This window comes from Kitasatospora sp. NPDC091276 (assembly GCF_040684355.1).
GTDB lineage: Bacteria > Actinomycetota > Actinomycetes > Streptomycetales > Streptomycetaceae > Kitasatospora.
Genome location: NZ_JBFBFU010000007.1, coordinates 182,005 through 203,270 on the forward strand (window position 1 = coordinate 182,005; position 21,266 = coordinate 203,270).

Annotated in this window: 19 protein-coding genes; 11 read left to right on the forward strand and 8 right to left on the reverse strand. The window is 73.9% G+C overall.

Annotated elements, in window-relative coordinates:
* Positions 1-227: 227 nt before the first annotated feature.
* A complete protein-coding gene (locus AB0O19_RS11685) occupies positions 228-2,711 on the forward strand; it encodes an ABC transporter permease (protein ID WP_363619190.1) in 2,484 nt (827 codons plus the stop codon).
* Positions 2,712-2,788: 77 nt separating this feature from the next.
* On the opposite strand, the gene AB0O19_RS11690 is transcribed toward AB0O19_RS11685, so the two are convergent.
* Both AB0O19_RS11690 and AB0O19_RS11695 read right to left on the reverse strand, forming a co-directional pair.
* On the reverse strand, positions 2,789-3,661 hold the full coding sequence (locus AB0O19_RS11690) for a carbon-nitrogen hydrolase family protein (RefSeq protein ID WP_363619191.1): 873 nt from the start codon (positions 3,659-3,661) through the stop codon (positions 2,789-2,791).
* Positions 3,662-3,736: 75 nt separating this feature from the next.
* Positions 3,737-4,549 (reverse strand): phosphatase PAP2 family protein, encoded by an 813-nt coding sequence (locus AB0O19_RS11695; RefSeq protein WP_363619192.1) that lies wholly within the window; start codon positions 4,547-4,549, stop codon positions 3,737-3,739.
* A gap of 441 nt (positions 4,550-4,990) precedes the next feature.
* On the opposite strand from AB0O19_RS11695, the gene AB0O19_RS11700 reads away from it, so the two are divergent.
* Positions 4,991-5,962: a sigma-70 family RNA polymerase sigma factor gene (locus AB0O19_RS11700; protein WP_363585362.1), complete on the forward strand. Its 972-nt coding sequence runs from the start codon at positions 4,991-4,993 to the stop codon at positions 5,960-5,962.
* Positions 5,963-6,102: 140 nt separating this feature from the next.
* A complete protein-coding gene (locus AB0O19_RS11705; protein WP_363619193.1) occupies positions 6,103-6,378 on the forward strand; it encodes a hypothetical protein in 276 nt (91 codons plus the stop codon).
* A gap of 10 nt (positions 6,379-6,388) precedes the next feature.
* On the opposite strand, the gene mscL is transcribed toward AB0O19_RS11705, so the two are convergent.
* The 5 genes from mscL to AB0O19_RS11730 all read right to left on the reverse strand — a co-directional run bounded on the left by mscL (position 6,389) and on the right by AB0O19_RS11730 (position 11,187).
* Entirely contained in the window at positions 6,389-6,808 is a 420-nt protein-coding gene (gene mscL / locus AB0O19_RS11710) for a large conductance mechanosensitive channel protein MscL (protein ID WP_363619194.1), read from the reverse strand.
* Between the two features lie 30 nt (positions 6,809-6,838).
* Positions 6,839-7,102 carry a hypothetical protein gene (locus tag AB0O19_RS11715; protein ID WP_363619195.1) on the reverse strand — a complete coding sequence of 88 codons (264 nt, stop codon included), beginning with the start codon at positions 7,100-7,102 and terminating at the stop codon, positions 6,839-6,841.
* Between the two features lie 307 nt (positions 7,103-7,409).
* Positions 7,410-7,742 (reverse strand): FmdB family zinc ribbon protein, encoded by a 333-nt coding sequence (locus AB0O19_RS11720; RefSeq protein WP_350877692.1) that lies wholly within the window; start codon positions 7,740-7,742, stop codon positions 7,410-7,412.
* A gap of 193 nt (positions 7,743-7,935) precedes the next feature.
* Positions 7,936-9,207 (reverse strand): MFS transporter, encoded by a 1,272-nt coding sequence (locus AB0O19_RS11725; protein WP_363619247.1) that lies wholly within the window; start codon positions 9,205-9,207, stop codon positions 7,936-7,938.
* A gap of 495 nt (positions 9,208-9,702) precedes the next feature.
* Entirely contained in the window at positions 9,703-11,187 is a 1,485-nt protein-coding gene (locus AB0O19_RS11730) for a potassium/proton antiporter (protein ID WP_363619196.1), read from the reverse strand.
* A 311-nt stretch (positions 11,188-11,498) separates the two neighbouring features.
* On the opposite strand from AB0O19_RS11730, the gene AB0O19_RS11735 reads away from it, so the two are divergent.
* On the forward strand, positions 11,499-14,210 hold the full coding sequence (locus tag AB0O19_RS11735; RefSeq protein WP_363619197.1) for a penicillin acylase family protein: 2,712 nt from the start codon (positions 11,499-11,501) through the stop codon (positions 14,208-14,210).
* 63 nt (positions 14,211-14,273) lie between these two features.
* On the opposite strand, the gene AB0O19_RS11740 is transcribed toward AB0O19_RS11735, so the two are convergent.
* Positions 14,274-14,849 carry a 5-formyltetrahydrofolate cyclo-ligase gene (locus AB0O19_RS11740; RefSeq protein WP_363619198.1) on the reverse strand — a complete coding sequence of 192 codons (576 nt, stop codon included), beginning with the start codon at positions 14,847-14,849 and terminating at the stop codon, positions 14,274-14,276.
* Between the two features lie 101 nt (positions 14,850-14,950).
* On the opposite strand from AB0O19_RS11740, the gene AB0O19_RS11745 reads away from it, so the two are divergent.
* The 7 genes from AB0O19_RS11745 (at position 14,951) to glpR (ending at position 21,238) form a co-directional block, all read left to right on the forward strand.
* On the forward strand, positions 14,951-15,862 hold the full coding sequence (locus tag AB0O19_RS11745) for a GGDEF domain-containing protein (protein ID WP_363619199.1): 912 nt from the start codon (positions 14,951-14,953) through the stop codon (positions 15,860-15,862).
* Between the two features lie 50 nt (positions 15,863-15,912).
* A complete protein-coding gene (gene galU / locus AB0O19_RS11750) occupies positions 15,913-16,833 on the forward strand; it encodes a UTP--glucose-1-phosphate uridylyltransferase GalU (RefSeq protein WP_363585354.1) in 921 nt (306 codons plus the stop codon).
* Between the two features lie 25 nt (positions 16,834-16,858).
* Positions 16,859-18,199, forward strand: coding sequence for a gephyrin-like molybdotransferase Glp (gene glp, locus AB0O19_RS11755; protein WP_363619200.1), 1,341 nt, complete (start codon positions 16,859-16,861; stop codon positions 18,197-18,199).
* 153 nt (positions 18,200-18,352) lie between these two features.
* Positions 18,353-18,793 (forward strand): cyclic pyranopterin monophosphate synthase MoaC, encoded by a 441-nt coding sequence (moaC, locus tag AB0O19_RS11760; RefSeq protein ID WP_350877780.1) that lies wholly within the window; start codon positions 18,353-18,355, stop codon positions 18,791-18,793.
* A 38-nt stretch (positions 18,794-18,831) separates the two neighbouring features.
* A complete protein-coding gene (locus AB0O19_RS11765) occupies positions 18,832-19,335 on the forward strand; it encodes a MogA/MoaB family molybdenum cofactor biosynthesis protein (RefSeq protein ID WP_363619201.1) in 504 nt (167 codons plus the stop codon).
* Complete coding sequence (locus AB0O19_RS11770) at positions 19,332-19,958, forward strand: GNAT family protein (protein WP_363619248.1); 627 nt, start codon at positions 19,332-19,334, stop codon at positions 19,956-19,958. Before AB0O19_RS11765 ends, AB0O19_RS11770 begins: the two co-directional genes overlap by 4 nt.
* Before the next feature lie 149 nt (positions 19,959-20,107).
* Positions 20,108-21,238, forward strand: a complete 1,131-nt coding sequence (gene glpR, locus AB0O19_RS11775) for a gephyrin-like molybdotransferase receptor GlpR (protein ID WP_363619202.1) — start codon at positions 20,108-20,110, stop codon at positions 21,236-21,238.
* The last annotated feature ends 28 nt before the right edge of the window (positions 21,239-21,266 follow it).

The window sequence follows — 21,266 nt, forward strand, 5'->3', positions numbered from 1 at the left end:
CGTAGGCCCCCCGCCCACCAGGGCGGGGGGCCTACGGCGTTTCCGGGGCCGGGCCGGGTCGGGGGCGGCGTACCTCTCGGGGAGGAGGGGGCGCGGTCGGCCGTCCGTCCTCGGAGTGATCATCGAGGAGACCTCGTGCTGACGGGCCGGGGCGGGTGCGGACCCTAGGCTCGGTGAGGCCCCTGCCAGTGCGTCGTGCCTGGTCAGGGCGGACGAGCCGGGGAGCGATGACGACGTACCGATACACCGTGGCCGAGCTGCGCGGGCAACTGCGGCAGCTGCTCCTGAGCGGGGCCGCGATCGCGCTGGGGGTGGCCTTCCTGATCGCCTCGGTCAGCGGCAGCGGGGCGCTGGTGGACTCCTTCAGCCAGACCGCGGCCGCCGAGGTCGGGTCCGGCGACGTGCAGGTGACCAGGACCGCCGCCGGCGGCGGGCTGGACGCCGCCGCCGAGCGGGCCCGGCGGACGGCCGGGGTGGCCGGGGTGGCACCGCGACTGGTCGGCAAGGGATCGGTGCTGACGGCCGACGGGCGCCCGCTCGACCAGACCGCCGCGGTCAGCGCGGTCGCCGACGACCCGGCGCTGCGCTGGCAGTTGCTCACCGGCGGCCACTGGCCGGCCGGGCCCGGCGAGGTGCTGCTCGACGCCGACACCGCGCACCGGCTCGACGCTGCCCCCGGGGCCGAGGTGCGGCTGGCCCGGGCCGACGGCTCCCCCGCCACCGCCCGGCTGGCGGGCGTCCTGGACGGCCGGGGCGCGCCCAGCCTCGCCGGGCGCCCGATCGTCGGCGTCCCGGCCGGTGCGGTCGCCCAGTACGCGACCGGCGTCACCACCGCCCAGCTGGACGTCCGGGTCCGGCCGGACGCCTCGCGGGCCCGGACCGTCGAGGCGCTGCGCGCCGTCCTCGGCGACGGCGTCGAGGTGCGCACCCGAGACGCCTCCGTCACCGAGGCGACCCGGCAGAGCCGGACCCTCTACGGGGTGGTGCTGATCGCCGCGCTCTCCTTCGTGCTGATCGCGCTCGCGGTGGCGCGGATGGTGGTCGGCAACACCTTCACGGTGGTGCTGGCCCAGCGGACCCGCCAACTCGCCCTGCTGCGCTGCGTGGGCGCCGACCGGCGGCAGCTGCGCCGGCTGATCCGCCGCCAGGGGCTGCTGCTCGGGACGGGAGCCTCGGCGGCGGGCGTGCTGCTGGGGGTCGGCCTGTGCGCGGCGGGGACGGTGGTCGTCGGTACGCTCGACCTCGGCCCGGTGCACCTCTCGCTGGCGCCGGCCCCGCTGGCCTGCGCGCTGGCCGGGCTGTTCGGAGTGCTGCTCACCCTGCTGGCCGTCCGCGGCCCGGCGAAGGCCGCGGCGGCGGTGCCGCCGGTGGCCGCGCTCGGCGGCACGCACGGGCCGGTCGGCGGGGCGGCCAAGGCCCGGGCGGCGGTGTGGACGGCGGTGCTGCTGTGCGCGGGGACGGCGCTGCTGGTGGCCGGCGCGGTGGCCCCGCCGCCGCTGTCGCTGCTCGCGGTCACCGTCGGCGCGATCGTCAGCTTCTTCGGCGTGCTGCGGCTCGCCGACCGGCTGCTGCCCGCCGTCGTCGGCGTGCTGGGCGGCCCGGCCCGGCGGCTCGGTGGGACGGCCGGGCGGCTCGCCACCCAGCAGCTGCGGCTCAACCCGGGCCGCACCGGGGCGACCGGCTCGGCGCTGCTGCTCGGCGTGACCGTGATGGTCGGCGCAGTCACCGCGCTGGAGATCACCTCCAACTCCCTGGTGCCGGCGGTGTCCGCGCGCCAACCCGGGGTCTTCTCGGCGGTCGTCACCGGGGGCGGCGCGCTGCCCGCCGGGGCGGTCACCGCGCTCGGTGCGCAGCGCGGGCTCGCCGTCACGCCGGTCCGCTCGGCCACCGTCGAACTCGACGGCCGGCCCACCCTGGTCGCGGCCGCCGACCTGGCCCGGCTCAACCCCTCGGCGGACGGCGTCGACCAGGCCGGGGCGCTTGCCGACGGCGCCGCGCTGAGCGGTCTCGGCGGCGGCGGGGTGCGCCGGGTCGGGGGCCCGGCGGGCGGGCCCGGCACCGACCTGCGGGTCGAACCCGGACGCAGCAGCCTGCCGCTCACCCTGCAGACCGGTGCGACGCTGCTGGTGACCCCCGCGACCCTGGACCGGCTCGCCCCCGGCGCGGCCGTCACCACGGTCTGGATCAGCCCGGGCGCGGGCGAGGACCGGTCGACCGCCCGCCGGGCGCTGGACCGGGCGCTCGCCGACCACCCGGAGGTGGCCGTCACCGACATCGGCGCGCAGGCGGAGACGCTGCGGTTGCTGCTGGACCGGATGACGACCGTCAGCATGGCCCTGCTGTCCTTCTCGGTCGCCATCGCCGGGCTCGGCGTCGCGGCCACCCTGATGCTCAGCGTCAGCGAACGCGCCCGCGAGATCGGCATGCTGCGCGCCATCGGGATGTCCCGGCGGCAGCTGCGCCGGATGCTCACCCTGGAGGCGGTGCTGCTGTCGCTGGCCGGGGCGTTGGTCGGCACCGGACTGGGCGTCGGCTACGGCTGGGCGGCCGCGCGTTCGCTCACCTCCACGGTGGGGACGGTCGGCGGCCCGCCGGTGGTGCTGGTGCTGGCCGCGCTCGGGCTGACCGTCCTGACCGGGCTCGCCGCCGCCGTCCTGCCAGCCCGTCGGGTCGGCCGGATGACCGTGGTGGACGCGATGCGGACCGCCTGACCGGCCAGCGCACCCGGCTCGGAGCGGCCGGGCCACCCCGCCTGCCCGGAGCGGCCGGGCACGGAGGTTCGACCGGCTCAGGCCAGGGTGAAGAGGGCGCGCGGGGCGGCCGGGCGGGCGCCGGCGACGGCCAGGTCGGCGAGCATGGTCTCGGTCTCCCGGGCGGCGCGCAGGACGGCCGGGTCGAGGTCGACGACCACCAGTTCGCGCCGGTCCTCGCCCGCCTCGGCGAGCAGTCGGCCGTCCGGGGCCCACACCGCGCTGCCGCCGCAGGTGTGCCAACCGCCGGTGTGGCCGATGTGGTTGGCGAGCACCGTGTAGAGGGTGTTGTCGAGCGCGCGGGCGGGGAACCAGGTGCGGGACTCGTGGTGGCCGTGGCCGACGCTGAACAGCGCGCCGACCAGGTAGGCGTGGCAGCCGTCGAGTGCGGCGGCGCGGGCGTGCTCGGGGAAGCCCGAGTCGTAGCAGACGCCGAGGCCGAGCCGCCAGCCGTCCAGCTCCAGGGTGCAACCGGCCGCCCCGGGGCGGTAGTAGTCGCGTTCGGTCTTGAACAGGTGCTGCTTGTCGTAGCGGGTGACGAGGCCGCCGTCCGGGCCGAGGACGAAGGCGGAGACCCGCAGCTCGTCGCCCACCTGCGCGGCGGCGCCGACGATCGCGGCGGTGCCGGTCTCGCGGCAGGCCTCGGCGATCGGCGCGAGGCGCGGATCGCCGGGCTGGACGGCGTACTTGAGCGGGTCGGTGCGGATCAGCTCGGGCTCGTAGCCGGAGAGGAACTTCTCGGCGAACAGCACCAGGCGGGCGCCGGCCGCGGCGGCCTCGCGGATCAACTCGGCGGCCTGGGCGGCGTTGGTGGGTATCTCACCGGCCACGGCCTGGGCCTGGACGGTGGCGATCCGCAGCGGGCGCTCGGGGTGACGGGCGGCGGCGGTGGGGACCGGGTCGGGAGACATGGCCGTCACGCTAGCGGACGGCTTCGGGCAGCCCCGGACGGCCCCGGACGGCCGCGCGTGGATGCCGACGGCCTCTCAGTGGACGGCCCCGTCCGGGTGGTCGGTGGCGGCGTCGCCCAGCGGGTCGGTGCCGCGCGGCGACCGGACCGACGGCACGGTGATCCGCTGGACCCTCGGCCGGGTACGCCAGTTGACCCGCCGTACGTCGCGGGCGAGCGCGCCCGGTCGCCAGAGTTCGACGACGGCCGTCACGGCGCCCAGCACGAATCCGGCGGCCAGCCAGCCGGCGACCACGTCGCTCGGCCAGTGGACCCCGAGGGCGATCCTGGTCCAGCCGATGGTCAGCACCGTCGCCGCCGCCACCGCGCAGGCGGCGATCCGCCCGCGTCGGCGGACCCGGTACCAGACCAGGCCGACCAGCACCGCGCAGGCGATCGCCGAGGCCATGGCGTGCCCGGAGGGGAAGGCCGGGCCGCCGGCGTGCGAGACCGGGTCGGCGAAGGAGGGCCGTTGGCGGTCGACGGCCAGCTTCAGCGCCCACTGGCCGCCCCAGCCGACCAGGGTCTGGGCGGCCACCCAGCCGGCCAGGACCCGGGCGCCGATCAGCCACAGCCAGACGGCCGCGATGCCGAGCAGGGTGCGCATCGTGACCGTGCCGCCGATGTCGGAGAGCGTCTGCACCGAGGCGGTCCAGATCCGGTGCCGCCGGGCGAAGGTGTGCAGTTCGCCGATCCAGCTCTGGTCGAGCTGTTCCAGCGGATGCCAGTGTCGGGTCACCAGGGCGGCCAGGAGGCCGAACAGCGCGGCACAGACCACCGCGAGCGCCGAATCCCGCAAGAGGCGGCGGTGACGCGCAGTGACGGCGGTCGAGCTGTTGGTCAGGTGCATGGCTGACACCTTCCCAGTGTCCCGGGGCGATCAGGACCACGGGTGATAGCGATTCGGCATCGTTTGTGGGGAGAACCTGCGTGCGCCGGGGGGCGGGCGCCGGTGGAAGGCGGGGGGCGCGCGGGAACGCGCGTGCCCGTTCGGGGGTTTCACCCTGTATGGCGGCCGGTGGGGCGGCGGGCGCGTGTGCGGGGCGTGACGGAAGCGTTCGGAAGCGGTCGCGGAAACGACACCGAAGGTGCTCGACCGGTCACCCGGTGTCCATGGCCGGGGTGAAAACCGGCAGGATACTGCATCGCGGGGAAGAATCTGAGTGACTTGGGAATGTTGTCCGGATTCTGTTCGTTGGATCGTTACGTGTGAGCCCCGCGGGGCCCGCACTTCTTGCCCTCTCGGGGGGCAGGCAGGCAGACCTCGGCAATTCCAGCAAAGGGAGCAAGCATGGCCACCCGTGCCGTCGTTCGCGACAGGGCCGACCGGACTCGCGCGGCCCGCCCGACCAACCTTGAGGCCGACCGCGACCTGGTCGGTATGTACCTCGACGAGATCGCCAGGACACCCCTGCTCGATGCCGCCGAGGAGGTCGAGCTCTCACTGCGGATCGAGGCCGGCGTGTACGCCCAGCACCTGCTGGAGGAGGGCGTGTTCCCCGAGGGCGTGAAGCGCGAGGAACTGGAGGCGATAGCCGAGGACGCCGAGCGCGCCAAGGACGTCTTCATCCGCTCCAACCTCCGGCTCGTGGTGGCGGTCGCCCGCCGGTACCCGCGCAGCGGCCTTCCGCTGCTGGACCTCATCCAGGAGGGCAACGCCGGCCTGGTGCGCGCCGTCGAGAAGTTCGACTACGCCAAGGGCTTCAAGTTCTCCACCTACGCCACCTGGTGGATCCGGCAGGCGATCACCCGGTCGATCGCCGACCAGTCCCGCACCATCCGGCTGCCCGTGCACCTGGTCGAGGAGCTGGGGCGGATCCGGCGGGTGCAGCGGGAGAAGTCCAAGGAGCTGGGCCGTGAGGCCGAGCCGGCCGAGATCGCGGCCGAGTTGGACACCACCGAGGCCCGGATCAAGGACGTGCTGGACTGGGCCCGCGACCCGGTCAGCCTCAACATGGCGGTCGACGACGAGGGCGAGACCCAGTTCGGCGACCTGGTCGAGGACACCGGGGCGACGTCCCCCGAGGACGCCGTGATGGTGATGCTCCGCCGCGAGGAGCTGGACGGCCTGATCGGGCGGCTGGACGACCGCACGGCCTCGATCATCCGCTCCCGCTACGGGATGGAGGACGGCCGCGAGCGCACCCTCACCGAGGTGGGCAAGCAGCACGGCCTCACCCGCGAGCGGATCCGCCAGATCGAGAAGCACGCGCTGGCCGAGCTGAAGAAGATCGCCGACCACGCGGGCTTCGAGGCCGCCTGAGAACCCGAGCCAACTGCCTGCGGCTCCATCCCGCCCCGGGCCCTGGTGCGGAGCGCTCCGCACCAGGGCCCGGGGTGTGTCGCGGGGCTCTTAGGCTGGAGGGACGGGACGATCCGGACGGCAGTCGACGGGAAGCGGAAGTGAGCAGGGTGAGCGAGCAGGGGCAGGGGCAGGCGCGGGAGCCGGAGCAGGGACAGGGACAGGGACAGGGACAGGGACAGGGACAGGGTGAGCAGCAGGGGCGGGAGGCGCGGCCGGCGGCGCCGAAGGCCCGGCTGGTCTTCCGGGACCCGCTGGACCAGCAGTCCCGGGACGACACCGACACCGGCTGGGGTGAGCGCCCCGGGGCGGGGGAGAGCGGTGGGCGGGGGCTGGACTGGTACCTGAGCCAGCGCCCGCCGCACCACGGGGACTGAGGAGCGGTGCTCAGCGCTGCGGGGTGACCAGCGCGTCGCGGATCTCGGTGAGCAGTTGGACCTCCTTGGCCTCGGCCTCCGCCATCGTCTCGGCGGTGCTCTTCCGCCTGGCGGCCAGCCTGTTCATGGGCACGATCAGGACGAAGTAGACGACGGCCGCCGTGATCAGGAACTGCAGCAGGGCGCTGAGCACCGATCCCCACAGGATGAGGATCCCGGACGTGACCTCGCCGGTGGCGTTCAGCTCGCAGGGGCCCTTGAGGCAGGAACTGTAGGACGCCAGGTCCTTCGTTCCGAAGACGCCGACGATCGGATTGATGACGCCCTTGACGAAGGCGTTGACGATGTTGGTGAAGGCCGCGCCGATGACGACGGCGACGGCGAGTTCGACGACGTTTCCACGCAGCAGGAATTCCTTGAAGCCTTTCATGCCGCCGTGAACGACGAAGTCGTTGCCCGGTTACGGGTGATCTTCCGTTGGTCCGGATTGACAACCCGTCCGGCCCGCCGGGCCGCCCGGCGGCGATGGCAGCCCGGCCCGCGCGGGCCCGACCGCGAGCGCCGCGGCCACCGCGAGCAGCACCAGCGCGGGCACCCCGGCCCGGCGCCGTACGGCGTGCCGCCAGCGGTGCCACCCGCCGGCCCCGCGCCGGATCGGCGGGAAGCGCGGCACCTCTCGCCGGGGCGGTACGGCGGGTGCGGGCAGCGGTACGGAGAGGCTCATGGTCGTCATGGTCACCACCGAGGTCGTGGGGGCCGCTCCTGTGCGGGCCGGTCGTTCTCCGGCGCCCCTACGATGTGCGCCGCGCGCCGCCCCGGAAAGCCCTTATCCGCAGCCTGTGGACAACTCGGGCCCTGTGGATGAATTCGTACACCCGCACGAGTGCATCCGGCCCGCCCGGGATGACGAACCGGGGCGACGAGCCGGGACAGCGCACGGGGACGGTGAACCGGGACGACGAAGGCCCGCCGCCCCGCGAAGAACGCGGGGTGGCGGGCCTTGTCGATGCGCTGGGCGTCCGGCGTCGAGGTCAGCTCGCGGCCGGAGCCGGGCTGGAAGAGCTGGAAGAGCTCGAAGAACCGGAGGACGAGGACGTCGATGACGTCGAGGACGACGCCGGGGTCGAGCCGGACGACGACGCCGAGGAGCTACCGGAGGAGCCTGCGCCCACCGTGCTGCTGGAGGACGAACGGCTGTCGGTGCGGTAGAAGCCCGAGCCCTTGAACACGACGCCCACGGCCGAGAAGACCTTGCGGAGCCGTCCCTGGCAGTCGGGGCACGTGGTCAGCGCCTCGTCGGTGAACTTCTGCACCGCCTCCAGGCCGTTGCCGCACTCGGTGCACTGGTACTGGTACGTGGGCACTTGTCTTCCTCCTGGCACTCTCGCCTGATGAGTGCTAACGATGGTCAATGATGCGGCATTCCGCTGGATCAGTCCAGCGACTCCGATGTGAGATGAGCCGTGGCCGAGCCGCGCACGCTCCTCCACCGCGGCTCCGCGCCGCCCCCACCGCGCGCCGCCCACGGCTTCGCGCGGTGCGCCACCGCGTGCCCGCTCAGCCCTTGGCCGCGCCCACCAGCTGCGGCGCGGCGCCGCGCTCCGGTGCGGCCGCGACCACCTGGCCCGGCGCGGTCAGCAGGTGCCGCAGCGACACCAGCGCGATCAGGCCCAGGCCGGCGCCGGCCACCGGCACCAGGAACCCGCTGGACGGCCCGTGGCCGTCGATCAGCTGCCCGGCGATCATCTGGCCGACCGCCAGGCCGAGGCCGATGGCGCCGGTCAGCCAGGTGAACGCCTCGGTCTTGGCGCCGTCCGCGACGAGCGTCTCGACCAGGGTGTAGCCGCTGATCAGGGTCGGCGCGATGGCCAGGCCGCAGACCAGTCCGGCGACGGCGAGCGCGATCAGGTTGGGCATCGCCCACAGCGTCGAGCAGCCCAGCACCAGCAGGGCGTAGCTCATGATCATCCGCTGCTGCACGGCCCGCCGCCAGGCGATCACGCCGTACAGCACGCCGGCCACCATCGAGCCGCCGGCGAAGATCCCGTACACGGTGCCGGCGGCGGCGTGCTGCCCGACCGAGTCGGCGAAGGCGTTCACCGAGACCTGCATGCCGCCGAACACGGCGCCCACCCCGAGGAAGGCCCCGGCCAGCAGCCGGACGCCGGGGGAGGCGAGCGCGGAGGCGCGCCGCACGCCGGGCTGGGGCACCGCCCGGGCGGGCGCGGTGCGCCGCTGGGCGGCGAAGGCCAGGCCGCCGACGAGGGTCAGCGTGGCCTCGGCGATCAGCCCGGCCGAGGGGCTGACCGTGGTGGCGACGGCGGTGGCCAGGATCGGGCCGATCACGAAGGTGAACTCGTCCGTCACGGACTCGAAGGCGAACGCGGTGCCCACCTTGGCCGCGGACGAGGCGGACGCGCCGTCCGCGGTGAACTCGGCGATCCAGCGGGACCGGACCATGGCGCCGATCTGCGGAACGCTCGCGCCGGCCGGGACGGCGGCCAGGAACAGGCTCCAGGCCGGTGCGTGGCCGAGCGACAGCGCGATCAGCGCGCCGACCGAGGCCGCGTGCACCACGACGGTCGGGACGAGGACGGCGGTCTGGCCGTACCGGTCGGCGAGCCGGCCGGTCTGCGGGCCGATCAGGGCCTGGGCGACGGCGGCGACGGCCGCGACGGTGCTCGCGGTGCCGTACGAGCCGTGGGTCTCCTTGACGAGCAGCAGGATGCCCATGCTGAGCATCGCGTACGGCAGCCGCGCGAGGAACGCCGGCGCCAGGAACGTCCAGGCGCCGGGCGTGCGCAGCAGTGCGCCGTATCCGACCCGCACGGGGGCGGGGGCGCCGGCGGCATCGGCGGTGCCGCCGGCAGGGGTGGCGTTGGCGGTGTCACGCGGGGTCGCGGTGTCCGCGGGGTCGTCGACCGTTCGGCGGGCCGTCACGGTCGGTCCTTCCTGCTGCCTGGTAGCGCGGCAGGGCATGGGGTGGCCCCGACGGCGCCGAGAGTCGTCCTCTCGCGCGTCGACCGGGGTAGATACCGGGCCGGCCCGGCGTGGTGGCCGAGGTCCGGACCGCGGCCGCCGAACGGTCGCGCCAACTCTGCTTCAGGCAGATGCTGGGTGTGATCTGACCATCATACATATACGCGCGTAGATGTCGCGCTGATCCCCAGACTACAAGGCCCGTCCAAAATTGTCCTGCCCATCGAAGGTGAACAGCGGGTGAGGCCTTCCGGTCCTCCGGTCTTCCGGCCTTCCGGTCGCCACCCGCCGCCCACCCTCCCGGCTCGGCGCCCGACGGCGGGTCTCAGCGCCCGACGCCGGGCCTCACCGCCCGTTCAGCCACCCCGCGAGCTTGCCGCCCTTGTCCACGGCCCGCAGCCGCCGCTCGGCCGCCTCGCCGACCTCGTCGGTGGTGACCACCAGCAGCTCGTCCCCGCCGCGCAGCACCGTCGCCTTGTCCGGCACGAAGGAGCTGCCCTCCCGCACCACCAGGGTGACGGCGGCCCCCTTGGGCAGCCGCAGCTCGCTGACCTCCACGCCGGACATCCGGGAGCCGGGGGAGAGCGCGACCGACAGCAGGTGCCCGTGCAGCTTCTCCAGCGGGGCGGACTCGATGTCCAGGTCCTGGCCCATCGAGCCCTCGCCGATCCGCAGCTGCTTGGCCACCCAGGGCAGGGTCGGGCCCTGGAGCAGGGTGAAGACGACGACCAGGATGAAGACGATGTTGAAGACGTCCTGGGCCTTCGGCGCGCCCGACACCAGCGGGATGGTCGCCAGCACGATGGGCACCGCCCCGCGCAGTCCGGCCCAGCTGAGCAGTGCCTGCTCCCGGCCCGGCACCTTGAACGGGGTCAGCGTCAGCACCACGGACAGCGGCCGGGCCAGGAAGACCAGCACGCCGCCGATCACCAGCGCGGGGACCACCGCGGAGCCCATGGTCTCGGGCGTGCAGAGCAGGCCGAGCAGCACGAACATGCCGATCTGCCCGATCCAGGCCAGGCCGTCGGCGAAGCCCCGGACGGCCGGGCCGTGCGGCAGCTTGGCGTTGCCGAGGATCACCGCGCTGATGTAGACGGCGAGGAAGCCGGAGCCGTGCAGCAGCGCGCCGCCCGCGTAGGCGAGCACGGTCAGCGCCATCACCGCGATCGGGTACAGGCCGGAGGAGGGCAGCGCGACGTGCTTGATCCCGTACGCGCCGAGCTTGCCGACCGCGAAGCCGACCGCCGCGCCGATCGCCAGCTCGGCGATGATCGTGCCGACCAGGACGTACCAGGAGTCCAGCTCGCCGGTGGTGGCGAAGGCGACGACCAGGATGACCACGGGCGCGTCGTTGAAGCCGGACTCGGCCTCCAGCAGGCCGGTGAGCCGGTGCGGCAGCGGGACCATGCGCAGGACGGAGAAGACGGCGGCGGCGTCGGTGGAGGAGACGATCGCGCCGAGCAGCATCGAGGTCCGCCAGTCCAGGCCGACCAGCCAGTGCGCGCCGGCCGCGGTGACGAACACGCTGACCCCGACGCCGACGGTGGCGAGCACGGTGGCGGCCGGCATCACGGGTCTGACCTCGCGCCAGCTGGTCTTGAGGCCGCCCTCGGCGAGGATCACCACGAGCGCCGCGTAGCCGAGCACCTGGGTCAGCTCGGCGTTGTTGAAGGAGACGCCGATGCCGTTCTGGCCCAGGGCGACGCCGATCCCGAGGTAGATCAGCAGGCTCGGTAGCCCTGAGCGGGTGGATATCCGCACGGCGACCACCGCGACCAGCAGGATCACGGAGAACTCGAGGAGGAGCTGGTTCAGGTGGTCGATGTTCACGCAGTGGCACCTCGTGCAGGCAGGGGCGGGCGGGGTGTCTGGTGGTGCTGGAGGGCGCGACCCGTTAAGAAGGCGTCAATGCTCCTGTTGCGGATCGTTACTCAGTCTAACATTTTGCCATATCTTTAGTTTCTTTTCCTCCCCGGGCCCCCAACCGCCGCTTCCGGGCCTCCTCGTTGACCTCCTCCGATCCCACGGTGAGCGTCCCCCGTGCACGCCGCTCGGCCGACTCGGCCTAATGTGGTGCCCTGTCACGGCCCCCGGCCCTGGACACGCCCGCCCGCCCCGAAGTCAGGACCGCAAGGACCCAGATGCCCCGCTCGAAGAAGTTCCGGCGCGCCCGTCTGATCGTGATCGTGCTGGTCGTGCTGCTGGTGGCCGGCGTCGGCTACGGCGGCTACCGCGGGGTCACCGCGGTCCGCGCGTCCTTCCCGGAGGTCGACGGCACCGTCAAGGTGGCGGGCATGAGCGCGCCGGTCGACGTCAAGCGGGACGCCAACGGCATCCCGCAGCTCTACGCCGACACCAACGAGGACCTCTTCCGCGCCCAGGGCTACGTCCAGGCGCAGGACCGCTTCTGGGAGATGGACGTCCGGCGGCACATCACCGCCGGCCGGCTGTCCGAGATGTTCGGCGACGGCCAGGTCGACACCGACGCCTTCATCCGGACCATGGGCTGGCGGCAGGTGGCGCAGAAGGAGTTCGACACCAAGCTGTCGGCCGACACCAAGAAGAACCTCCAGGCCTACGCGGACGGCGTGAACGCCTGGCTCGCCGAGCACCCCGGCGGCGAGAAGGCCTCGCTGGAGTACGCCCTGCTCGGCGCCGTCAACGGCGACTACCAGCCCGAGCAGTGGAGCCCGGTCGACTCGGTGGCCTGGCTCAAGGCGATGGCCTGGAACCTCTCCGGGAACCTCCAGGAGGAGATCGACCGCTCGCTGCTGGCCCAGGACTTCGGTCCGGACAAGATCGCCGAGCTGTACCCCGACTACCCGTACACCCGCAACGGCACGATCGTGAAGACCGGCACGGTGGCCGGCGACAACTACCGCCCCGCCGACGGCTCACCCCCGTCCGGCGGCGGCACCGCCACCACCCAGGGCGCGGCCACCACCAAGGCGCTGCTCCAGGGCCTCACCGACCGGATCGACGGCATGCCGCAGCTGCTCGGCCGCCCCGGCCAGGGCATCGGCTCCAACTCCTGGGTCGTCGCCGGCACCCACACCACCACCGGCAAGCCGCTGCTGGCCAACGACCCGCACCTCGGCCCCGGCCTGCCCTCGGTCTGGTACCAGATGGGCCTGCACTGCCGCACCAGCTCGCCGGCCTGCCAGTACGACGTCTCCGGCTTCAGCTTCGCTGGCATGCCCGGCGTGATAATCGGCCACAACAAGGACGTCGCCTGGGGCTTCACCAACCTCGGCGCCGACGTGACCGACCTCTACCTGGAGAAGGTCACCGGCCCGGACACCTACCAGGTCGACGGCAAGGACGTGAAGTTCGACCTCCGCAAGGAGACCATCAAGGTCGCTGGCGGCGACGACCGCACGATCACCGTCCGCACCACCCAGACCGGCGCCCCGCTCATCTCCGACCAGAGCACCGAGCAGCAGAACGTCGGCAAGTACGCCCCCAACGGCAGCGCCGCCCCCGACCGCGGCACCGGCGGCTACGGCGTCGCCCTGCAGTGGACGGCGCTGAACCCCGGCAAGACCATGGACGCGGTGTTCGAGCTGGACCGGGCCCGCAACTGGGACGAGTTCCGGGCCGCCGCCAAGGACTTCGCCGTCCCCGCGCAGAACCTGGTCTACGCCGACGCCAAGCACATCGGCTACCAGGCCCCCGGCGACATCCCGGTCCGCGGCAAGGGCGACGGCACCTACCCGGCCCCGGGCTGGGACTCCACGTACCAGTGGAAGGGCTCGATCCCCTTCACCGCCCTGCCGTACAGCCTGGACCCGTCCGCGGGCTACATCGTCACCGCGAACCAGGCCGTGGTGGACCCGAGCTACAAGTACTCGCTCACCAAGGACTGGGAGTACGGCACCCGGGCCAAGGAGATCACCGACCAGATCGAGGGCCTGCTCAAGAACAACGGCAAGATCTCGCCGGACGACATGCAGACCATGCAGCTGGACAACACCAGCATCATGGCCAAGACGCTCGTCCCGCTGCTGCTCAAGCAGCAGATCGACGACCCGTACGTGCGCGAGGCGCAGGACCTGCTGAAGGACTGGAACTACCACCAGGACGCCGACTCGGCCGCCGCCGCCTACTACAACGGCGTCTGGCGCCAGCTGCTCAGCCTCGCCTTCGGCCAGAAGTTCCCGGCCGACCTGCGGGCCAAGGGCAACTGCCTGCTGGTCCGCCAGCAGGACGACCCGACCAGGCCGGACAGCTCCAGCAAGATCGTCACCGAGTGCGGCACCCGCGACCCGGGCAAGGCCCAGCCGGACGGCGGCGACCGCTGGACCGAGGTGGTCCGGCAGCAGCTGGACAAGCCGGACAGCTCCTGGTGGACGTACATCGACTCCCAGCACAAGGAGCAGAAGGGCCTGGACAACCTGCTCAAGGAGGCGATGAAGGACGCCCGGCAGGACCTCACCTCGCTGCTCAGCAAGGACATCTCCACCTGGAGCTGGGGCCGCCTGCACAAGCTGACCCTGCGCGAGCAGACCCTCGGCACCGACGACTCCTCGATCGCCTCCGGCGCGGTCCACCGGCTGCTCAACCGCGGCCCGTACCGGCTCTCCGGCGGCTCGGCGGCCGTCGACGCGGCCGGCTGGAACGCGGCGGCCGGCTACCAGGTGGACTGGATCCCGTCGATGCGGATGGTGATCGACCTGAGTGACCTCGACTCCTCGCGGTGGATCAACGTCGGCGGCGCCTCCGGCCACGCCTTCCACGACAACTACAACGACCAGACCGACCTCTGGCTCAAGGGCAAGCTGCTGACCTGGGCCTACACGCCGGACGCGGTCGAGAAGGCCACCAAGCACAAGCTGGTGCTCAGCAACGGCTGACCCCGCACGACCCGCACGACCCCGGCGGCCCCGCTCCCTCCCCGGAGCGGGGCCGCCGCCGTCTCACCCCAGCCTCCGCAGCCCGGCGGGCGTGACCGCCAGGTCCACCGGGCGGTCGTGCGGTTCGGCCGGCACCTCGTCCAGCAGCTCGTGCTCGTAGAGCAGAACCGCCAGCACCGGCCGCGCGCCCGCCCGCCCCAGCCGGGCCAGCACCCGGTCGTAGCTGCCGCCGCCGCGGCCCAGCCGCAGCCCCCGCCGGTCCACCGCCAGGCCCGGCAGCAGCACCACGGAGGCCTCCGTGACCGCCTCCGGGCCGAGCCGGGGGCCGACCGGCTCCAGCAGCCCGCGTCCGGCCGGGGCCAGCTCCTGCGGGCCCTGGTAGGCGGCCCAGTCCAGGTCGTTGTCGGGCAGCAGCACCGGCAGCAGCACCCGCACCCCGCGCGCCCGCAGCGCGTCCAGCAACGGCCTGGTCCCGGGCTCGGCACCCACCGACACGTACGCGGCCACGGTGGCGCCCGGCGCCGCCAGCTCCCCGGCGTGCCCGGCCAGCGCGAGCGCGGCCTCCGCGCGCCCCTCAGCGGAGAGCGCGCGGCGCCGGGTCAACAGCCGTGTCCTCAGATCGCTCTTCTCGTTGTGCATCGGATCCTCCGCAACTCTGTGCCGTCGGGCCGTGCCGCCGACCGGTCCCGCCGGCCGGCGCCATCGACGCGCAGAGCCTGACACGCGAAAGGGCGCCGCGATTGTCCACCCCGCTGCTGGTCCAGGCCCTGGCCGTGCTCAGCGCCCCCGCGCTGGCCGGCGCCACCGTGCTCGGCCTGCGGCTGCGCCGGGGCGGCGCCGAAGCCGCCGCCCGGCAGGAACGGCTGCGCGAGCGGATCGCCGAACTGGAGACCCGCTGCGCCGACCTGGAGCGCACCGCCTCCTGCGACCCGCTCACCGGCGTGTGGAACTACCGCCACCTGCAGCTCACCCTGGACCGCGAGATCGAGCGCGCCCGCCGCGCCGAGCGGACCGACCAGCCCGAAGGGCCGCGCCCGCTGGCCGTGCTGCTGCTGGAGATCACCGGCTTCGACGCGGTCGTCGCCGAGCACGGCCGCGGCCGCGCCGGCGCGGTGCTGCGCGACCTCGCCCAGCGGCTGGCGATGGAGATCCGCCGTGCCGACACCCTCGGCCGCTACAGCGGAGAGGAGTTCCTGGTGGTGCTGCCGGACACCGGCGCCGAGGGCGCCGCACAGGTCGCCGAGCGCCTGGTCTGGTCGGTCCGCCGGCACCTGCTGCTCGACTGGTCCTCCGGCCCGCGCGAGTCCCGCCCGGCCCACGGCAACGGCCTCACCGCCGCCGTCGGCGTCGCCGTGCTGCCCGAGGACGGCACCCACGCCGCCGTGCTGCTGCGCGCCGCCGACCGCGCGCTCGCCGAGGCCAGGGCGGCCGGCGGCGACTGCTGGCGGGTCCGCCCGGGCCCCGGCGACCGGTCGGCGGCGCGGCCGGCCGCCCCGCCCGCCGCCGGTGCGCGGCCCAACGCGACTGCCGAGCGTGACCGTTCGGGAAAGCCGGGTAGTCTGTCGCCCTGTGCCGACGGGGACCCCCTCGCCCAGCCGGTCAATTCCCATACGCCTGCCGCCGTGGCCGGGCCCCGCGACGTGCTGTCCTAGCCGTCGACCGCGCCCGGCCGGGCGAAAACGTGCCTGAGTAAGGTAAACGCATGACGACGACCAACTCCCGAATCCCGGTAACCAAGGCCGTGGTACCCGCGGCCGGACTGGGCACCCGCTTCCTCCCGGCAACCAAGGCCACTCCGAAGGAGATGCTGCCCGTCGTCGACAAGCCGGCCATCCAGTACGTCGTCGAGGAGGCCTCCTCCGCGGGGCTGTCCGACATACTGATGGTCACCGGCCGTAACAAGCGGGCCCTGGAGGACCACTTCGACCGCGCCTACGAGCTGGAGGAGCTGCTCGCCCGCAAGGGCGACGAGGACCGCCTGCGCCGGGTCCGCGAATCCGTCGAGCTGGCCAACATGCACTACGTCCGCCAGGGCGACCCGAAGGGCCTCGGCCACGCCGTCTCGGTCGCCGAGCAGCACGTGGCAGGCCAGCCCTTCGCCGTCCTCCTCGGCGACGACCTGATCGACCCGCGCGACCCGCTGCTCGCCCGCATGATCGAGGTCCAGCAGGAGCTCGGCGGCTCGGTCGTCGCCCTCATGGAGGTCGACCCCTCCCAGATCCACCTCTACGGCTGCGCCGCCGTCAAGGCGAACGGCTTCGGCGAGGACGTCTTCCAGGTGACCGACCTGGTCGAGAAGCCCGAGACGAACGAGGCCCCCTCGAACTACGCCGTCATCGGCCGCTACGTCCTCGACCCGCTGGTCTTCGACGTGCTGCGGGAGACCCCGCCCGGCCGCGGCGGCGAGATCCAGCTCACCGACGCCCTGCGCGAGCTGACCACCCGCGAGCCGGAGGCCGGCGGCCAGGTCCACGGCGTGCTCTTCAAGGGCCGCCGCTACGACACCGGCGACCGCGCGGACTACCTGCGCGCTATCGTCCGACTGGCCTCCGAGCGCGAGGACCTCGGCCCGGAGTTCCGCTCCTGGCTGCGCGAGTTCGTCGCCTCCGAGCTGCAGGACTGACACGACGACAGAGAGCGAGCCGCCGATGACCGGGTCCACCCAACACACCACCGGATCCGCCGCAGCCTGCTGCGACGGAACCACGGACCCGGCACCGGCGGCCCCCCGCCTCTGGACGGTGGACGAACACCTCTCCGACGTCCTGGCCGCGGTCGGCCCGCTGCCCGCCATCGAGCTGCAACTGCTCGACGCCCAGGGCTGCCGGCTCGACGAGGACGTCCTCGCCGACGGTGACCTGCCGCCCTTCGACAACAGCTCGATGGACGGCTACGCCGTGCGCACCGCCGACACCGCCGGCGCCACCGACCCGTACCCCTCGGTGCTCGCCGTCGTCGGCGACATCGCGGCCGGCGCGGGCGAACTGCCCCGGGTCGGGCCCGGCCAGGCCGCCCGGATCATGACCGGCGCCCCCGTCCCGCCCGGCGCCCAGGCCGTCGCCCCGGTCGAGTGGACCGACGGCGGCACCGGCACCGGCGTGCCCGCCGACGCGATGACCGCGCCCGCCGAGGACGAGGAGGTCCGCGTCCTGCGCCCGGTCGCCGAGGGCGCCCACATCCGCCGCCGCGGCAGCGACGTCGCGGCCGGCAGCAAGGTCCTGGGGGCCGGCACCCGGCTCGGCCCCACCCAGCTCGGCCTGCTCGCCGCGATCGGCCGCGCCACCGTCAAGGTCCGCCCGCGCCCCCGGGTCGTGGTGCTGTCCACCGGCAGCGAGCTGGTCCAGCCCGGCGAGCCGGTCGGCCCCGGGCAGATCTCCGACTCCAACAGCTTCACCCTCACCGCGGCCGCCCAGGACGCCGGCGCCATCGCCTACCGGGTCGGCGCCGTCCCGGACCAGGCCGACCGGCTGCGCGCCGTCCTGGAGGACCAGCTCGGCCGGGCCGACCTGATCGTCACCAGCGGCGGGGTCAGCGTCGGCGCGTACGACGTGGTCAAGGAGGTCTTCGAGTCCTACGGCGGCGTCGACTTCCGCAGGCTGCGGATGCAGCCCGGCAAGCCGCAGGGCTTCGGCCGGATCGGCGGCCCGGCCGGCGTGCCGCTGCTCGCCCTGCCCGGCAACCCGGTCAGCGCCTACATCTCCTTCGAGCTGTTCGTCCGCCCGGTCATCCGCACCATGCTCGGCGCCGCCGACGTCCACCGCCCGGTGGTCCGCGCGCTCTGCCCGGCGGCGCTGCGCTCCCCGGCCAGCCGCCGGCAGTTCCTGCGCGGCCGCTACTCGGCGGCGGACGGCACCGTCGAGCCGGTGGGCGGCGCCGAGTCGCACCTGGTGGGCGCCCTGGCCCGGGCGAACTGCCTGATCACCGTCCCCGAGGCCGTCACCGCCCTGCCCGCCGGCAGCGAGGTCGACGTGGTCCTGCTCGGTTCCTAGGACATGTCTCGCGGACCAGGCCCCTCCCACGGGGTGCGGCGGGGGAGCTGTACGGTAGCGCGGTATTCGACCTGCGTGCCCCTGGAGCCACCCGTGACGACACCTCCCCCCGGCGACCGCCTCACCCACGTCGACGACCAGGGCGCGGCCCGGATGGTCGACGTCTCCGAGAAGGCCACCACCGCGCGCACCGCCGTCGCGGCCGGCCGGGTCCGGGTCTCCCCGAAGGTGGTCGAGCTGCTGCGCGGCGAGGGCGTGCCCAAGGGCGACGCCCTCGCGGTGGCCCGGATCGCCGGGATCATGGGCGCCAAGAAGACCCCCGACCTGGTCCCGCTCTGCCACCCCATCGCCGTCTCCGGCGTCACGGTGGACCTCACGGTCGCGGACGACGCCGTCGAGATCACCGCCACCGTGAGGACCGCCGACCGCACCGGCGTCGAGATGGAGGCGCTGACCGCCGTCGCGGTGGCCGGCCTCACCGTCATCGACATGGTCAAGGCCGTGGACAAGGGCGCCGCCATCGAATCCGTCCGGGTGCTCAGCAAGACCGGCGGCAAGAGCGGCGACTGGTTCGCGCCGGAGGCGGGCGAGTGAGCGGGCGGAGCGAGCTCACCACCGAGGGGTCCGGGCGGATGAGGGCCCTTGCGGTCACCGTGTCCAACCGGGCCTCGGCCGGCGTCTACGAGGACAGGGGCGGCCCGCTGCTGGTGGCCGGCCTGACCGCGATGGGCTTCACCGCCGACGGCCCCCGGGTCGTCCCGGACGGCGAGCCGGTGGAGGCCGTCCTGCGCGAGGCCGTCGCGGCCGGCTACGACGTCGTGCTCACCACCGGCGGTACCGGCATCTCGCCGATGGACCTCACCCCGGAGATGACCGCCCGGGTGATCGACCGGCAGGTCCCCGGCATCGCCGAGTCCATCCGCGCGTACGGCCGGGAGAAGGTGCCGACCTCGGCGCTCTCCCGCGGGCTGGCCGGGCTCGCCGGACGTACCCTGATCGTCAACCTGCCGGGCTCGACCGGCGGCGTCAAGGACGGCCTGGCCGTCCTCGAACCGCTGCTCGTCCACGCCGTCGACCAGCTCGGCGGCGGGGACCACCCCCGGCCGGACGCACCAGCTTCCGGGAGAACGCACTGAACGCCGGTTGGCCGGTAGAACTCCACGAGGGGGAGGTCGCGCTGCGCCCGATCCGGGCCCGCGACCAGCGCGAGTGGCAGGAGGTCAGCCTCCGCAACCGGGACTGGCTGCGCCGCTGGGAGGCGACCGTCCCGCCCGGTCCGGCCGGGCAGGCCGCCGGGCCGCGCCCGACGTTCCGGCAGATGGTGCGCTTCCTGCGCGGTGAGGGCTCGGCCGGGCGGATGCTGCCCTTCGTCGTGCTCTACAAGGGCCAGCTGGTCGGCCAGCTCACCGTCGGCGGCATCACCTGGGGCTCGATGTGCTCGGCGAACGTCGGGTACTGGATCGACGAGGCGGTGGCCGGCCGGGGCATCATGCCGACGGCCGTGGCGCTTGCCGTCAACCACTGCTTCCGCACCCTCGGCCTGCACCGGATCGAGGTCTGCATCCGCCCGGAGAACGGCCCGAGCCGCCGGGTGGTGGAAAAGCTCGGCTTCCGCTCGGAGGGAATCCGCCCGCGCTATCTCCACATCGACGGCGCCTGGCAGGACCACCTGGTGTACGCGCTGACCGCCGAGGAGGTGCCGGAGGGGATGCTGGAACGCTGGCGGTCGATCAGTTCAGGTCACGAGTCAAGTAATTGAATATATGTTCGAAACAAATATCGATATGGCATCGTCGCGACGGCGGACTGGCACAAATACCGGCAAAATAGTCGGAGAATCAGCTTGATCACACGACACGCCGAGCCAAATTGCTGCCAGGCCTTCCCGGCGCCCGTACGGTGTGGATCGTGAGCAGTAGCGGCCTTATCTACGCCGTCATCGTAGGGGCCTGGGCCGCCTATCTGGTGCCGATGTGGCTCCGCAGGCAGGACGAACTCAACGAGGCGCGCCCGACGGAGCGCTTCAGCACCGCCATCCGCCTGCTGGCCGGGCGTTCGGGGCTGGAGCGGCGGGCAGCCCGGGCCCTGGGCGACGAACCGCGTGACGACGAGCACAGCAGCGACGGCCCTCCCGGACGGGACGGGGCCGCCCCTGGCGACCCTGCGGCGGACTCCGCGCCGCCCGCCGTGGGGCCCGAGTCCCCGCCCTCCGTCGAGCCTCCGCCCGCGCCGGTGCCCGCGTCCGCGTCCGCGTCCGCGTCCTCGCCCGCATCCTCGTCCTCGCCCGAGCGGGGTGCCCGGGGAGAGCGTCCGGGCTCCGCGCCGCACGGCGGGGCGCAGCGCCGGGCCCGGCTGCTGGCCCGCCGGCGTCGGATGGTCACCGCCCTCTTCCTGGCCTTCGCGCTCGGCGCCGTGGTCGCGGCGGTGGCCGGACTGGCCTTCCTCTGGGTCCCGGCCGTCCCGGCGATCCTCCTCACCCTGTACATCGGCCACCTGCGCAAGCTGGAGCGCCAGCGCTACGAGGTGAAGCTCGACCGCGCCCGGGCCGCCCAGGCGGCCGAGCGGCTGCGCAAGCGCGAGCAGCAGCGCGCCGCGGCCCGGAGCGTCCCTGCCGAGGCCGTTGACACCCAGGCTCACACCCAGGTCCACACCCAGGCCCACGTCCGGGCCCAGGCCCCGGCCGCCGAGGGGCGGGCCGGGCGCCGCCCGCACCTGCGGCTGGCCGCCGGCCCCGGCGAGGCCGCCGTCTCCGCGCCGTCCGCCTCCGCGGTGGCCGAGGCGACCGAGCACGAGGAGTGGGTCGACGGCATGCGCGAGCGCGGAGCGGCCGGCCCGGACTCCTGGGAGCCGGTGCCCGTCCCGCTGCCGACGTACGTCACGGCGCCGGTCGCCCCCCGGGTCTCCCGCGGTCTCGACCTGACGGCCCCCGGCACCTGGACCGCGGGCCGCCCCGCCGAGTCCGCCCGCAACACCCCGCTGTTCGACCAGTACGCCGAACCGTCGGCCCCGGAGGCCCGCCCCCGGGCGGCCAACGAGTGACCTTCCCGGCCCCCGGACCAGCGCCGCA